Source organism: Ruegeria sp. CG11, from assembly GCF_056537245.1.
In genome coordinates this window covers 12,239-27,187 of sequence record NZ_JBQFRE010000005.1, presented here as the reverse complement: position 1 = coordinate 27,187, position 14,949 = coordinate 12,239, and the positions used below count along the sequence as shown (strand labels likewise).

General features: G+C 59.6%; 15 protein-coding genes and 1 tRNA gene. 9 read left to right on the top strand and 7 right to left on the bottom strand.

Annotated elements, in window-relative coordinates; translation table 11 throughout:
* Window positions 1–56 precede the first annotated feature (56 nt).
* Genes iolD through ACR0KW_RS13115 form a run of 6 tightly spaced genes read left to right on the top strand, consistent with a single transcriptional unit; the run spans window position 57 to window position 6,430 of the window.
* Window positions 57–1,889: a 3D-(3,5/4)-trihydroxycyclohexane-1,2-dione acylhydrolase (decyclizing) gene (iolD, locus tag ACR0KW_RS13140; RefSeq protein WP_480805396.1), complete on the top strand. Its 1,833-nt coding sequence runs from the start codon at window positions 57–59 to the stop codon at window positions 1,887–1,889.
* Window positions 1,886–2,785 (top strand): myo-inosose-2 dehydratase, encoded by a 900-nt coding sequence (gene iolE / locus ACR0KW_RS13135; RefSeq protein WP_480805395.1) that lies wholly within the window; start codon window positions 1,886–1,888, stop codon window positions 2,783–2,785. The genes iolD and iolE overlap by 4 nt, the downstream gene beginning before the upstream one ends.
* Before the next feature lie 49 nt (window positions 2,786–2,834).
* Window positions 2,835–4,016, top strand: a complete 1,182-nt coding sequence (locus ACR0KW_RS13130; RefSeq protein ID WP_480805394.1) for a phytanoyl-CoA dioxygenase family protein — start codon at window positions 2,835–2,837, stop codon at window positions 4,014–4,016.
* A gap of 48 nt (window positions 4,017–4,064) precedes the next feature.
* Window positions 4,065–4,871 (top strand): 5-deoxy-glucuronate isomerase, encoded by an 807-nt coding sequence (gene iolB / locus ACR0KW_RS13125; protein ID WP_480805393.1) that lies wholly within the window; start codon window positions 4,065–4,067, stop codon window positions 4,869–4,871.
* Complete coding sequence (locus ACR0KW_RS13120; protein ID WP_480805392.1) at window positions 4,868–5,626, top strand: SDR family NAD(P)-dependent oxidoreductase; 759 nt, start codon at window positions 4,868–4,870, stop codon at window positions 5,624–5,626. Before iolB ends, ACR0KW_RS13120 begins: the two co-directional genes overlap by 4 nt.
* A gap of 24 nt (window positions 5,627–5,650) precedes the next feature.
* Window positions 5,651–6,430, top strand: coding sequence for a TIM barrel protein (locus tag ACR0KW_RS13115; RefSeq protein ID WP_480805391.1), 780 nt, complete (start codon window positions 5,651–5,653; stop codon window positions 6,428–6,430).
* 4 nt (window positions 6,431–6,434) lie between these two features.
* On the opposite strand, the gene ACR0KW_RS13110 is transcribed toward ACR0KW_RS13115, so the two are convergent.
* Genes ACR0KW_RS13110 through ACR0KW_RS13100 form a run of 3 tightly spaced genes read right to left on the bottom strand, consistent with a single transcriptional unit; the run spans window position 6,435 to window position 9,097 of the window.
* Window positions 6,435–7,274: a class II fructose-bisphosphate aldolase gene (locus ACR0KW_RS13110; protein ID WP_480805390.1), complete on the bottom strand. Its 840-nt coding sequence runs from the start codon at window positions 7,272–7,274 to the stop codon at window positions 6,435–6,437.
* Window positions 7,271–8,107 carry a 5-deoxy-glucuronate isomerase gene (locus ACR0KW_RS13105; RefSeq protein ID WP_480805389.1) on the bottom strand — a complete coding sequence of 279 codons (837 nt, stop codon included), beginning with the start codon at window positions 8,105–8,107 and terminating at the stop codon, window positions 7,271–7,273. Before ACR0KW_RS13105 ends, ACR0KW_RS13110 begins: the two co-directional genes overlap by 4 nt.
* A 9-nt stretch (window positions 8,108–8,116) precedes the next feature.
* The gene (locus tag ACR0KW_RS13100) at window positions 8,117–9,097 is read right to left on the bottom strand and encodes a PfkB family carbohydrate kinase (RefSeq protein WP_480805388.1); all 981 of its coding nucleotides are present in this window, start codon (window positions 9,095–9,097) and stop codon (window positions 8,117–8,119) included.
* 113 nt (window positions 9,098–9,210) lie between these two features.
* Between ACR0KW_RS13100 and ACR0KW_RS13095 the strand changes: the two genes are divergently transcribed.
* Window positions 9,211–10,314, top strand: coding sequence for a Gfo/Idh/MocA family protein (locus ACR0KW_RS13095; RefSeq protein ID WP_480805387.1), 1,104 nt, complete (start codon window positions 9,211–9,213; stop codon window positions 10,312–10,314).
* 36 nt (window positions 10,315–10,350) lie between these two features.
* Entirely contained in the window at window positions 10,351–11,484 is a 1,134-nt protein-coding gene (locus tag ACR0KW_RS13090; protein ID WP_480805386.1) for a Gfo/Idh/MocA family protein, read from the top strand.
* Here ACR0KW_RS13090 and ACR0KW_RS13085 read toward each other — a convergent pair whose 3' ends face one another.
* The 4 genes from ACR0KW_RS13085 to ACR0KW_RS13070 all read right to left on the bottom strand — a co-directional run bounded on the left by ACR0KW_RS13085 (window position 11,485) and on the right by ACR0KW_RS13070 (window position 13,949).
* A complete protein-coding gene (locus tag ACR0KW_RS13085; protein ID WP_480805385.1) occupies window positions 11,485–12,483 on the bottom strand; it encodes a LacI family DNA-binding transcriptional regulator in 999 nt (332 codons plus the stop codon). It lies immediately after the preceding gene.
* A gap of 269 nt (window positions 12,484–12,752) precedes the next feature.
* A complete protein-coding gene (locus ACR0KW_RS13080; protein ID WP_480805384.1) occupies window positions 12,753–13,403 on the bottom strand; it encodes a hypothetical protein in 651 nt (216 codons plus the stop codon).
* A 180-nt stretch (window positions 13,404–13,583) separates the two neighbouring features.
* A complete protein-coding gene (locus tag ACR0KW_RS13075; protein WP_480805383.1) occupies window positions 13,584–13,784 on the bottom strand; it encodes a DUF6538 domain-containing protein in 201 nt (66 codons plus the stop codon).
* A gap of 89 nt (window positions 13,785–13,873) precedes the next feature.
* A tRNA-Val gene (locus tag ACR0KW_RS13070) sits at window positions 13,874–13,949 on the bottom strand.
* 220 nt (window positions 13,950–14,169) lie between these two features.
* Between ACR0KW_RS13070 and modA the strand changes: the two genes are divergently transcribed.
* A complete protein-coding gene (gene modA, locus ACR0KW_RS13065) occupies window positions 14,170–14,949 on the top strand; it encodes a molybdate ABC transporter substrate-binding protein (RefSeq protein ID WP_480805382.1) in 780 nt (259 codons plus the stop codon).

Genomic DNA, 14,949 nt, shown 5'->3' with positions numbered 1-14,949 from the left:
AACCTTACGAAATTGCAGGATTGGCCAATACGGCCTTGTGTTGAAAAGGGATCACTATGGGCAAGACAGTCCGACTGACCGCAGCGCAAGCTTTGGTGCGCTATCTGGGCGCGCAGATGAACGAGGCCGGAGAGCCGTTCATCGCAGGTGTCTGGGCCATTTTTGGCCATGGCAACGTCGCGGGGCTGGGTGAGGCATTGCACGCCGTCAAAGACAGCCTGCCGACGTATCGCGGCCATAACGAACAAACCATGGCGCATTGCGCGATTGCCTATGCCAAGCAGATGCGCCGCACACGGGCTATGGCTGTAACGTCTTCGATCGGGCCGGGGGCCACAAACATGGTCACGGCGGCGGCGCTGGCGCATGTGAACCGACTGCCGGTTCTGTTCCTGCCGGGTGACGTGTTTGCAACCCGAGGCCCCGATCCGGTGTTGCAGCAGATCGAAAATTTCGGTGACGGCACGCTCAGCGCCAATGACTGTTTCAAGCCCGTCAGTCGCTACTTCGACCGAATTTCCCGGCCCGAACACCTTCTGACCGCCTTGCCGCGCGCCTTCCGGACCATGACCGATCCGGCCGATTGCGGACCGGTGACGCTGGCTTTCTGTCAGGACGTGCAGGCCGAGGCCTATGACTATCCCGAAAACTTCTTTGAACCACGCGTTTGGTATCAGCGCCGCATCCGCCCTGATGAGGGCGAACTGGCCCGTGCCGTTGCGGCGATCAAGGCGGCCAAATGCCCGGTTATCGTCGCCGGGGGCGGGGTGCATTACTCGGGCGCAACCGATGCGCTGCAGAGCTTTGTGGAAACGCACAACATTCCGATCACCGAGACACAGGCCGGCAAATCCGCTCTGGCCTGGGATCATCCGTTGAACCTTGGTCCCATCGGCGTCACTGGCGGCGAACCCGCCAACGATGTCTGCGCCGAGGCCGATCTGGTGCTGGGCGTTGGTACGCGCTTTCAGGATTTCACCACCGGCTCATGGGGTCTGTTCTCGAACCCCGAGCGTGAGATGATCAGCCTGAATACCGCCGCCTACGACGCCGAGAAACACGGCGCCATGCCGCTGCAGTCCGATGCCCGTGTCGGGCTTGAGGAGTTGGGATCTGCCCTGCAGGGATTCCGTGCCGACCCTGTGGCCGACACTTTGAAAGCGGACTGGTTCGGCAAGGTCGACAAGCTGACTGACGCGCCGGGTGATGGCAACGCTTTGCCCACCGACATGCAGGTGGTTGGCGCGGTGCAGCGCGCCTCGCATGACGATACGGTTGTGATGTGTGCGGCGGGCACCATGCCAGGGGAACTGCACAAACTGTGGAAAGCACCGCGCCCTGGCGCCTATCACATGGAATACGGCTTTAGCTGCATGGGGTATGAGATCGCGGGCGCCATGGGCATCAAGATGGCCCAGCCGGATCGTGACGTGATCTGCTTTACCGGCGACGGCACCTACATGATGGCGAACTCGGAAATGGCCTCGGCGGCAATGATGGGGATTTCCTTCACCGTTGTGATCACCGACAACCGCGGCTTTGGCTGCATCAACCGGCTGCAAATGGGCACAGGTGGGGCAGAGTTCAACAACCTGCTGGATCACGCGGTTCACGAAACGCCCTCGGCCATCGACTTTGCGGCCCACGCAGCGGCGATGGGGGCAACCTCGGTCAAGGTCAGTTCGATTGCCGAGCTTGAAGACGCACTAGCCAAACGCGGTGACATCAAAGGGCCTTACGTGGTGGTCATCGATACCGACCCGTACCCCTCGACTGAATACGGCGGCACGTGGTGGGAAGTGGCCGTGCCCGAGGTCAGCATCCGCCCCGAAGTGAATGAAAAACGCGCGGCCTATGAAGTCGCCATCAAGGAAAGAAACACCAAATGAGTGTGAAAATCGGGATCTCTCCGATCGCATGGCAGAATGACGATCTGCCGGATCTGACGGCGGCCTATACCATGGAGCAGGCGCTGAAAGAGGCGCGCGAGATCGGCTATATCGGTGTCGAACGCGGCCAGCGGATGCCCAGCGATACCGAAGGGCTGCGCGCTTATCTGGATGGCAACGATATCGCGCTCTGCGGCGGCTGGTGTTCGGGCAATACGCTGGTGAATGACTTCGCGACCGAGCGTGAGGCTGTCCGCGAGCAGGTCGAGCAGTTCGTGGCGTTGAACAGCCCCTGCATCGTCTATGCCGAGTGCTCCAACACAGTGCAGGGTCAGATCGGGACGCCGGTCAATGACCGCCCCAAACTGTCCAAGGATGAGGTTCTGGCTTACGCGGCCAAGCTGACCGAGCTGGCGAAATGGATGGCTGATCAGGGTATGCCGATGGCCTATCACCACCACATGGGCACGATCATCGAAAGCGAGGATGACGTAAACTGGCTGATGGAGGGGACGGGCCACGAGGTGAAGTTGTGTTTCGACACCGGCCACCTGCTGTTCGGTGGCGGCGATGTCATGGCGACCCTGAATCGCTGGGGCGACCGGGTGCACCACGTGCATTTCAAGGATATCCGTCCGCCCATCGTGCAGGACACGCGCGAAAATAATCGCAGCTTCCTGGATGCGGTGATCGCCGGGGCCTTTACCGTGCCCAGCGATGGCTGCATCGATTTCCAGGCGGTCGCAAATTCGCTCAAGGCGATGGATTACGAGGGCTGGATCGTGGTCGAGGCCGAACAGGACCCGGCCAAGGCACCGCCTTATGAGTTTTCCAAGATGGGCTACGCCCACATCGTCGATGTCTGCGGACAGGCAGGATTAGAGATCACTGCGTAACTCGCCAGGCAAAGACGCAACACCAAAAGCCATGAGAAGGGAGCATGTCATGGTGCATCAAGACCTTGGATATGTCGGCTATTTCGACCGGGAATCCTGCGATCTGGATGAGTTCAAGGTGTTGACCTCTCAGAACCTTTCGGCTGATGCGGTGCCCCATGCCGCGTCGGTTGAAAAGAACGTACCTGTCTATGACATGCAGACCCTGCGCCGGGTGCTGGGGCGGGCCGACGAACGTCAGGGTTTGCTGGCGGAATGGGGCTGGGTTCTGAGCAAATCAGCCGGAGTGATCGTCCTAAAAGCGGCGTACCAAGATACTTCGGTAATCGATCGGGCCACCGAAGTGTTCCGCCAGGTCATCGACGAAGAACGTCAAAGTGGTGCGGGAGAGGGCGATCACTTTGCCGCCTCGGGCGCGAATGACCGGATTTGGAACGCGCTGCAAAAGCAATGCTTGCGCGACCCGGAAGGCTTTGCGCTGTATTTCGCGAACACAGCGATTGCAGCCGTCTGCGAGGCATGGCTGGGCCCGAACTATCAGATGACCGCGCAGGTCAATCAGGTGCGTCCGGGGGGTAAAGCGCAGCAGGCGCACAGGGATTACCACCTGGGGTTCCAAAGCGCCGACAGCGCCGCCCGATATCCCGCCCATGCCCATCACCTGACCGCTGCACTGACGTTGCAAGGCGCCGTTGCCCATTGCGATATGCCGGTGGAAAGCGGCCCAACCAAGTTGCTGCCGTTTTCGCAGCTTTATCCACCGGGCTATTTGGCATTTCACGATCCCACCCATCGGGACCATTTCGAAGACAGCTATATCCAGCTGCCGCTGTCAAAAGGCGATGCGGTGTTCTTCAATCCCGCACTATTCCATGCTGCCGGAGAAAACAGCAGCGCAGATATCGACCGCATGGCGAACTTGCTGCAAATTTCCTCGGCCTTCGGGCGCGCGATGGAAGCGGTGGATCGTCGTGCCATGTCGCTGGCGGTGTTCCCCCATCTGATCGCGTTGAAACAGCGCGGTGACCTGAGCGCCTCGGAACTTGATGCGGCGATTGCGGCCACCGCCGAAGGCTATCCCTTCCCGACCAATCTGGATACGGACCCTCCGATCGGGGGCAACGCGCCGGAAAGCCAGGCGGATATCCTGTGCCGGGCGGTTTCGGAAGGCTGGAGCGAGACGCAACTGACCGAGGCGCTTTCGGCCCTGGAGGCAAGGCAAGCTGCCTGAAACAACATAGGGGTGCGCCGTTCGCCCACCCATCAAGGAGACGACACCATGGCAGACCTGCTCAAGAAACCGTTCGGAACCCGCGGCAAGGTCCACGACATTACTCCGGCCAGTGCAGGGTGGCGATATGTCGGTTTCGGCCTCTATCACCTGCGTGCGGGCGATACTGCAGCTGAGGCGACCGGCGACCGCGAGGTTGTTCTGGTCATGGTCGAAGGCAAGGCACAGATCACCGGGGCCGGGCAGGATTGGGGCGTTCTGGGCGACCGGATGAACGTGTTCGAAAAGACGCCGCCGCATTGCCTGTACCTGCCGAACGGAACCGAGTGGGAGGCCGTCGCCGAAACCGACTGCGTCATCGCTGTCTGTTCTGCGCCCGGCAAAGGCGGGCATCAGGCCCGGCGTATCGGCCCCGATGGCATCACTCTGACCGAGCGCGGCAAGGGCGTAAACACGCGCTACATCAACAATATCGCGATGGAGAACGAGGATTATGCCGACAGTTTGCTGGTGACCGAGGTGTTTACGCCCAACGGCCACTGGTCGTCCTACCCCAGCCACCGCCATGATGAGGATGACTATCCTCGCATCACCTATCTGGAGGAGACCTATTATCACCGCCTCAACCCGGCCAACGGGTTCGGCATCCAGCGGGTCTATACCGATGACGGCCAGTTGGATGAGACGATGGCCGTGTCCGATGGCGATGTTGTGACCGTCCCGCGCGGCCATCACCCTTGCGGCGCGCCCTATGGGTTTGAGATGTATTATCTGAACGTCATGGCCGGGCCTCTGCGGAAATGGCGCTTTGTTGCGGCCCCTGAGGTCGAATGGATCATGGAGCGTGACGGATGACCCGAGATTTTGCCACCTATCCCAGCCTGAGCAGCAAGACGGTCTTCATCACCGGCGGGGCAGGGGGTATCGGTGCGGAAACGGTCCGCGCTTTTGCGGCCCAAGGGGCCAAGGTCGGATTTCTGGATATCAATGCCGACGCCGGACATGCGCTGCTGGCGGAACTGGACGGCGAACACGCCTTTGCCCAATGCGACCTGCGCGATATCGAGGAGCTGCGTGTGGCCCTGGGCCAGCTGTCGGAGGAACTGGGCGCCGCACATGTTCTGGTCAACAACGCCGCCCATGATGACCGGCACGACTGGCGCGAAGTGACACCGGACTATTGGGACGAACGCATGGCGACCAATATCCGCCACATGTTCTTTGCCATCCAGTCCGTCGCGCCCGCAATGATCGAACGGGGTGGTGGATCGATCATCAACCTCGGCTCGAACTCGTGGTGGGAGGCCAGCGCGGGCTTCCCGGCCTATGCCACCGCCAAGTCCGCCGTGCATGGCCTGACCCGGACTATGGCGCGCGAACTGGGAGATCACCGTATCCGCGTGAACACGGTGGTGCCCGGCTGGATCATGACCGAGCGTCAGAAGGACCTCTGGGTCACGCCCGAGGCGCTGGCAAAACAGGTCGACCGCCAATGCCTGCCCGATCCGATTGACCCGGTCTATGTGGCGCGAATGGTGGTATTTCTGGCCTCGGATGATGCCGCCATGTGCAGTGCGGGGAATTTCATGGTTGAGGGTGGCTCGATCTGACCGTCCCATATTCTGAGGTTTAGCATGTCCCAACCATTCGAACTGGCAGCCTGTGCCGAAATGCTTTGGCTGGATAAGCCAATCGATTGGCGCGCCGCACGCCTGACGGAAATGGGATTCGGTGTAGGCCTGTGGAACTGGCCTGAGTGGGATCTCAATAAACTCGAACGCGTCGGCGCGAATTTCACGATCATGAACGGCTATCTCGAAGGCCGTCTTGCGGATGACGAAGGCGCAGATATGTTGCTGAAATCTGCGCGCGAAACGGTGCAGATCGGCAAACGTTTGGGTGTGGATCGTCTGAACTTGCACGGAACGGGATTAGGCGATGGCGGTATCCCAATCTGGCAGCATGAAACCCTAACTGGAGAGATGTGGTTAAAGGCGCGAGAGACGTTGAACCGCATCTGCGATCTGGCCGAAGCGGAGGGTGTGGTGTTCACGCTGGAAAACCTGAACCTGTTGGATCACCCCGGGTGTCCCTTTGGTTCAACAGCGGATGTGCTGGCGCTGGTCTCAGCCATTGATCGCCCTCAGTTGCGTATCAACCTCGACCTCTACCACACACAAATCGGCGAGGGTGATCTTATCCGATGGTGCGAGAAGTGCTTGCCTTGGATCGGAGAAGTTCAAGTTGCCGATAACCCGGGCCGATGTGAGCCCGGGAGCGGTGAAGTCAACTATGCCGCTGTTGCGCGGGCGTTGAATGATATGGGCTATCGTGGACCCGTAGGAATGGAGGCCTTTGCGGCAGGCGATCCGGAAGAAGCGCTCGAAGCCTTCCAGAGCGCTTTTACTCTTTGACGGCTTATATTTGCGGCGGCGCGCCAAAGGCACGAATAACCGCGCGCGCAGCGGCTTCGACTGGGTCGTGGGTCTCTTTCAGGATGGTGACGCGGTCGAACCTATCAGGGTCGCGGTTCACCGCTTCGCGCAGTGCGACGCCGAAGGCCATGCGCAGCTCGGTCCCGATGTTGAACTTGCAGATCGAGGTCTCGCGGGCGAGGCGTTTGCGTTGTTCAACCGGCACGCCTGAGCCGCCATGGATCACCAGCGGCACATCGGTCATGGCGTCGATCTGACGGATGCGGTCCTCGTCCAGACCGCCTTCCTTGTTCTGCTGCAAATGGACGTTGCCGACCGAGATCGCCATCGCATCCACGCCGCTTTCCCGCGCGAACTGTGCCGCCTCGGCCGGGTCGGTGCCGTTTGAGCCTTCACCGCCGGAATAGCCGACAAAACCGATCTCACCTTCGCAGGAAATTCCGGCTGCATGGGCCATTTCCGCAATCGCGGCTGTCTCGTCGATGTTCTGCTGCAGCGGTTTGCGTGAGCCGTCGAACATCAACGAGGTGAACCCGCTGTCGAGCGCGATCTTACATTCCTCAAACGTATAGCCGTGGTCCAGATGGGCGACCACAGGAACCGAGGCGTTCTCGGCCAGATGCCGGAACATCTTGCCCAGAACGGGCAGCGGTGTGTGTTCGCGGCAGCTGGGGCCCGCCTGCAGGATCACGGGGGCGTTTTCGGCCTCGGCCGCGGCCACATAGGCGCGCATGTCTTCCCAGCCAAGAGTGACTAGACCACCTACGGCATAGCCTTGTTCATAAGCGGGGGTCAGGACGTCTTTCAGCGTGACAAGGGTCATTTGAATTTCGCGATCATGTCTTTGATGCCGGGGATCGTTTCGATCTGATAGGCGTGTGTTGGTTGGAAATACTGGACCAGTGAGCGCTGGCTGAGACCGCCCAAGATGGTGAAATAGTACATCTCGTATCCCGGCAGCACGCAGCAGGGGTGGTACCCCTTGTCGATGCAGATCGTGGAGCCATCGACGATGTGATAGGCATCCCCAGGTTCGTTATCCTCGCGCTGCAACATCTGCAGGCCCGACCCCCAGTTGGGTTTGAAGCGGAAGTTGTAGGTCTCGTCGTGGCGGCTTTCATCCGGCAAGCGGTTGGTGTCGTGCTTGTGGCTGGGGAAGCCGGACCAGCCGCCCTGACCAACAGTGTACAGCTCACTCACCAACAGGCGTCCAACCTTAGCATGCTGTTTCTGGCCAAGGATGTGCTTAATCTTGCGATGGGTTTTGGTGTCGTCGCTGCCGTATTGCACAAGGTCATGTTCTCGCACATCGAAGGGCTCCAGCACCTTGTCGTATTTGGCGCCCGCGATGAACACCTCGGCCTCGTCCGAGACACAAACCATCCGCGCCTTGGCCCCGACCGGGACGTAAACACCTTCGGGTTCGCCATCCCAGACATCCTCGCCCCGGTTGCCTAGTTTGGCGAATTGTACGCCTTCGACATCAACATCCACGCTGCCGGTGGCGGGCGCGATACAGGTTTCATAGCCCGGTACTTGATATTCGAACGCCTCGCCACGGCGCAGTTTGACGATATTGAAATAGTTCAGCGGCACCGTGGGGTCGTCGGTATCAACGATGGGTTTGTTCTGGTTGTCATAGGGCGCGATATGCATGGGAGCCTCCTATGTGGTCGGGCCGGGGTGATCGGCAAGGAATGAGTCCAGTTGTGTTGTTGTTGGCATCGCCTGGGCGCAACCGGGTTGTGACACAACGATCGAGGCACATGCTGACCCGCGCATGACCGCGTCTTTCAGCGAATGCCCCGCCGCGATCGACGCCAACAGACCAGCCATGAAACTGTCGCCCGCGCCGTTGGGTTTGATGGCGGTGACAGGGTAGATGCCGGTGCAGATTTCCTGACCGTCCACCAGCGTAACCGCACCTTGTTCACCTTTCTTGTAGATGACGATCCGGCCCGGTTTTTCCGCCAATTTCTTGGCCTTGGCGAAACCCTTTTCAATACCCCCGGCCATGAAACCGAACTCTTCGTCATTGCCGACGATCAGGTCACTGGCCTCTCCGGCGCGCGACAAGACGTCGGCGGCCACTTCGGGCGAGGGCCAGCTATATGGGCGGTAATCGATGTCGAAGATCACCGGCAACCCGGCGGCACGGGCATTGTCAAAGGCGCGAAAGGTGGCGCTGCGTGACGGCTCGGCAGCAAAGACGGTGCCCGCCGAGATCACGGCGGAGAAGGCGGAATAGTCGACCTTGTCCATGTCCTCTTCGGTGACCTGAAAATCGACGGCCCCATTGCGATAGATGACGTTTTGGAAGTTCTCGATCCGGCTTTCATAGACCGCCAGCGACATGCGGTATTCGCCGCCCACAAAGCGAATGTTAGACGTGTCGACGCCATAGTGGCGCAGGCGATTCAGGCAGAATCGGCCAATGGCATCGTCTGAGACCGAGGTGACCAGCGACGCCTGACTACCCAGCTTGACCAGACCGGCACAGATATTGGCCGACGATCCGCCCAGATCGGCGTGGAACGTATCAGCATCTTCGCTTTTGACGCCAATGGGATCGGCGAACATGTCCATGCCCGCACGCCCGAACACGGCGAACCGGTTTCCTTTGATGCCGTCTATCAAAGCGCTCACGTCATATCCCTCCGGCAAGCTGGGGTCGGCTTAGTTTGGACCTTGCGTTGAATCGATTCACACGATACTCATTTTGCAACCGGTTGCAAATAATATGTTCGGAGCCGTGACAGATGCCTGAAATTGGAATTGGAATTGTAGGTGGCGGCTATATGGGCAAGGCCCATTCGGTTGCCATGTCGGCTGTGGGGGTGGTGTTCAACACGGCGCTGCGTCCGCGTCTTGAGATGATCTGCGCCTCAAGCCCCGAAAGCGCCGAACGGTATCGGGCGGCCTATGGGTTCCGTCGCGCGACCGAGGATTGGCGAGTGTTGGTCAACGACCCGGCGGTCGAGGCCGTCGTCATCGCCTCGCCCCAGAACACCCACCGCCAGATCGCCGAAGCGGCCTTTGCCCTGGGCAAGCCAGTGCTGTGCGAAAAACCGCTGGGCGCGTCGATGGCGGATGGTGCGGCAATGGTAGCGGCTGCCGAGGCGGCCGGTGTCGCCAACATGGTCGGCTTCAACTATGCCCGCACCCCCGCCACGCAATACGCGCGCAATCTGATCACCGAGGGGGAATTGGGTGACATCACATGGTTCCGGGGCGAGCATACCGAAGATTTCTATGCCGACCCCGAGGCCCCGGCCACGTGGCGCACAACCGGCATAGCCAACGGCACGATGGGCGATCTGGCACCGCATATGATCAACGGCGCGCTGGCGTTGATGGGGCCGATTGCCGAGGTCATGGCCGAGGTCGAGACAGTCCATCATACCCGCCCTGGGGGCACGGTGGACAATGACGATCAAGCGCAGATCATGTGCCGGTTCGAAAGCGGCGCGATGGGTAACATCCATGTCAGCCGCGTCGCGACGGGCCGCAAGATGGGATACGCCTACGAGGTGTCGGGCACCAAAGGCGCGTTGCGGTTTGATCAGGAGGACCAGAACGCCCTGTGGTTCTATCGCCACGAAGGTCCCGAGGCACAGCGCGGCTTTACCAAGATCCTGACCGGCCCGGCGCATCCGGACTACGAACCCTTCTGTCAGGGTCCGGGCCACGGCACCGGATATCAGGACCAGATCATCATCGAGGCCAAGGATTTCCTGCAGGCGATCCATACCGGGCAGCCGATCTGGCCCACCTTCCATGACGGGCACGAGGTCAACCGTGTAGTTGCTGCGGCGCTGATGTCGTCACAGCAGCGGCAATGGCAAAACATCAGCGATTTCTAATCGCAAACGGCAAAACACGTAAGAGAGACAAATACCATGGCAAAGCTGAAATGGGGCATGATCGGTGGTGGCGAAGGCAGCCAGATCGGGCCCGCACACCGTCTTGGGGCTCAGGCAGACGGCAGGTTCGAATTTGCAGCCGGTGCGCTGGATCACCGCCCTGACGTGGGCCGGGAATATGCGCAGCGGCTGGGCGTGGCTGCAGACCGCGCCTATGGCGACTGGCAAGAGATGCTGGCCGGTGAAAAAGACCGCGCCGACCGGATTGATCTGGTGACAATTGCCACGCCGAACTCGACCCACTTCGAGATTGCCAAGGCGTTCCTTGAGGCCGGGTTCAATGTGCTGTGCGAAAAGCCGATGACCATGACCGTGGAAGAGGGAGAAGAGATCGTCCGCGTGGCCGAGGCCTCGGGCAAAATATGTGCGGTCAACTATTGCTACTCTGCCTATCCGATGGTGCGGCAGGCCCGAGCGATGGTGCGGGCGGGCGATATTGGCAAGGTACGTCTGGTCGTCACCAATTTCAGCCACGGCCACCACGGCGACGCCACCGATGCCGACAACCCGCGCGTGCGCTGGCGCTATGATCCGGCGATGGCGGGCGTCTCGGGCCAGTTCGCGGATTGCGGTATCCACGCGCTGCACATGGCCAGCTTTGTCTGCGATGATGAGGTGAAGACCCTGTCCGCCGACATGGCCTCGACCATTTCCAGCCGCGAGTTGGAAGACGACGCCATGATCAATTTCCGGATGGAGGGTGGCACTGTGGGCCGCCTGTGGACCTCATCCGTGGCCATAGGCCGGCAGCATGGGTTCGACATTCAGGTGTTTGGTGAAACCGGTGGTCTGCGTTGGGCTTCGGAACAGCCCAACCAATTGATCTACACCCCCGTTGGTGGACGCACTCAGATCATCGAAAAAGGCGAGGGCGGTCTGCATGACGAGGTGCAGCGCCTGTCCCGTGTTGCAATCGCGCATCCCGAAGGATTTCCGCTGGCCGTTGCGAACATTTATTGTGATCTGGCCGATGCGATCCGGGGCGAGGCCCGTGACGGTCTGCCCGGCGCGTCCGACGGGGTCCGCTCGATCGCCGCAGTGCACGCGGCCGTGGCATCGGGCAAAGCGGACGGTGCCTGGAAAGACGCGCGCCCGCCGATGTTCCGTTGATCAGGGGCGGGGCCGCAACGTGCCCCGCTCAATCACCCGGCAAGGGAAAATCCGTGCTTCTGGATAACGTTTGGGGTCTTTCAGCATTTCCTCGACCAGATCGACTGACGAGGTGATGATCTGCTTGATCGGTTGGTGAATAGTGGTCAGGTCGATGCTCTCCCACCGCGCCATCTCCATGTCGTTCAGACCAATGATGCCGATTTCGGTGCCCGGTTTCAGCCCGTGATCGCGTAGGGCCGATAGCGCGCCGATGGACAGAATGTCGTCCCCGCAGAAATACCCCTCGGCGGGGGTTTCCGTCAGCAGGCGCAGCATCTCAGCGCGCCCGGCCTCAAAGGAGTAGGCCCCGGCGAAGGAATGCGAGACCTCAAGGTCGGGGTGCTTTTCAACCTCTTCCATGAAGCCGCGATACCGGTCCATTGCCGAGGTCGCATCCTGCGGCCCGCCCAGATACCCCACGCGTTTATAGCCGCGCGCCAGCAGCTCTCGCGCCGCCATGCGCCCGCATTCCACGTTGTCGATCCCCACGACGTGCACTTCGGGCGAGGTGGCCGACCGGCCGAAGGTATGCACCACCGGCACGCCGGCGTCATGAAACGCCTTGGCAAAGCTGGGCGGCAAGGTCGATGAAGCAACGATGGCGGCATCTACCGAATATTGTCGCAGCATCCGCACCGAATTGGCCGGTTCGGTCTCGTCCGTCAGGTTCACGATCAGCGGCCGGAGCCCGCGTTCCTGCAAGGCGCGGGTGAACTGGTCGAACACCTCAAGGAAAATCGGGTTGTGAAAGTTGTTCGAGATCAGGCCGATCAGCTTGGTCCGCCCGGTGGTCAGCGACGAGGCCAGCGCGTTGGGGCTGTAGCCCAGCTCTTTCGCGGCCTTTTCAACCTTGCTGCGGGTCTTGGCGGAAACCGAAGCGCCCTCGGTAAAGGTGCGCGAAACGGCCGAGCGCGACACGCCCGCCAATGCGGCGACATCTTTCAGGGTGACACTCATGGCTGATGTCCATCGAAAAGAGGAAGGCTGACAAGCGATTTCATGGTGGAATACTACGCGCCAACGGCCAAAACTTGCAATCGGTTGCAAGCGTCGGATTCAAATTACGCCAAGCCCGTGTCATTTGTGCGATTTGATGGGGGGATGGTGAGTGATGAGAGACTTGAACTCCCGCCGCCTTGTAAAAAAACCGTGACGTACATGCAGTTTTGTAACCGTGTAACCGGCCCTAAAATGGGCCGGATGACGTGGTGTAACGACGAAGATATCTAATCCGAATACCGTCCATCGCAAAAGAGTTCCCACTCAAGTCTGGCCCCATCCGAGGTTTTTAACCGCATCAATCGAGTGTGGAAATCTTCACCCTTATCGATGAAGTCGACAGAGATTTCCATCTCTACAATATCCTCAGGCTGGATACCTCGAAGTATTTCGGGGTTCTGATCCTCTCGAATACATCCAAACTCACCCTCAACACCAATGGTCTTAAACTCCAATTTGATTGGATCAAAAGCTGGCTTGATCGGCATCAAGCAAATAGCTCCTCGTTGCTGAATAACTACTCCTGAGGCACCTAATTTCACGGCAACTACCTTGTGAAATACGCCAACCCGAACGATCGCACCCTTTCTGATAAATTGTTCCCCACTTGCAACTCTTTCTTGTCGCGCCCTTAATCTTTCTTCCTGTGCGATCTGTGCCAAGTTCTCAATTCGGATTTCGTCAACCGGGTAGGCATCTCGAAGTAATTTCAATCCCGCACGACCAATACCTGGCACTCTCAGTATTTCAGCATCGTTCAATAGGGAAACGTCTGCAGGAGACCGAATTTCTGTCCCTTCCAAAACAAGCTCGACAATTCTCGTCAGCTTTTTCTCGCGCAAATCCAAAATAGTAGCCTCGCTTTCAGCACTTTGCATTCGGTATATGGTGAAAGAAGCCAACGCAATGAGACAACAAGAACAAGGCTGCTACAGCAGAGTAACGCGGATCGTCGCGCAGCAGGTCATCAAACGCCATACGCTGTTCGTAGTGGCTGTATGCGATCTGGTCCGGTGCCAGTGGATGGCGGGCAGGTGTGGTGCGGCCCCATTCGCTGTTCAGCTTCTGCTCAGCAAGGCGATTTGATGTTGAAGCTGTGCCACGGCACCTGATAGCAGCTTGAGCGCTTGGCGGTAATCGCCACCCAAAGCGGTGTTCAGCTCAGTCTTGCCGATGATTTCCCGTAGGTCTTTAGGCACTACAAGCCGGGCATGATACCGACCAGAACGGTTGACGAGGTTGCGAACTTTGCCTGCCATGGGAACACCTTTTGCAACCAAAACTGTAACCTTCAAACGGACATACGTCCTTGTTTGCAAGGGTTTTCGTTTGTTTCAAAAGGTTAGGATGGTGGGTGATGAGAGACTCGAACTCCCGACATCTTCGGTGTAAACGAAGCGCTCTACCAACTGAGCTAATCACCCGTGACGGTGCATGTAGCCAAGCCAGCGCGCGGGCGCAAGAGGGTCTGGCACAAATTCTTTGATGCAACGCCGGGTCAGGTGGATTTTGTTGATCCTGCCCCTCGTATATTCCGTTCATTTTCCGCAGGCTGCGCCCGTGGCCAAGGGGAAAGGCGCTTGCGTGTCATAGGTGCCCTCAGATATCCCCAAAGGGACTGCAACCTTCCAGACGGGAGAGCACATGATCCTGTCCCTTGCCCGCCGATGTGTAATCGCGGCTTTGGTTTTGGGCACCTTGACGCTGGCCCCGATCCGGGCCGGAGCAGGAGAGATTTTGGTTTTCGCTGCCGCCAGTCTGAAAAACGCTCTGGACGAGATCGCGCCGATCTTCGAACAGCAATCCGGGCATGAGGTGACGGTGTCCTATGCGGCCTCGTCCGTGCTGGCGCGGCAGATTCAACTGGGGGCACCTGCGGATTTGTTCATATCTGCGAATGTGGATTGGATGGATGTTCTGCAGGACCAGAACTTGATCGACGCGGACTCGCGGGTGGATTTACTGGGCAATGAGCTGGTTCTGATCGGCGGTGCGGGTCAGGATCAGATCGGCCGGATGCAGCCGGATGTCGACCTGTCCGCAAAGCTGGGGGGCGGGCATCTGGCGATGGCGCTTGTCGACGCGGTGCCGGCGGGGATTTACGGCAAGACGGCGCTTCAGAATCTGGGGCTGTGGGAGGGTGTTCAGACTCGGATCGCCCAAACCGACAATGTCCGCGCGGCGCTTGCACTGGTTGCGGCAGGGGCCGCGCCGCTGGGGATCGTCTATCAATCGGATGCGCAAGTCGAAGACCGGGTTCAGGTTGTGGCCTCGTTCCCGCCTGATCTGCACCCGCCGATCATTTACCCGGCAGCGGTGACCGCGTCTGGCACAACCGAAGCACAGGCGTTTCTGGATCACCTGCAATCGGACGCCGTGCAGGCAATCTTTACAGAACAGGGCTTTGCCCTGCCGGGGCGCTGA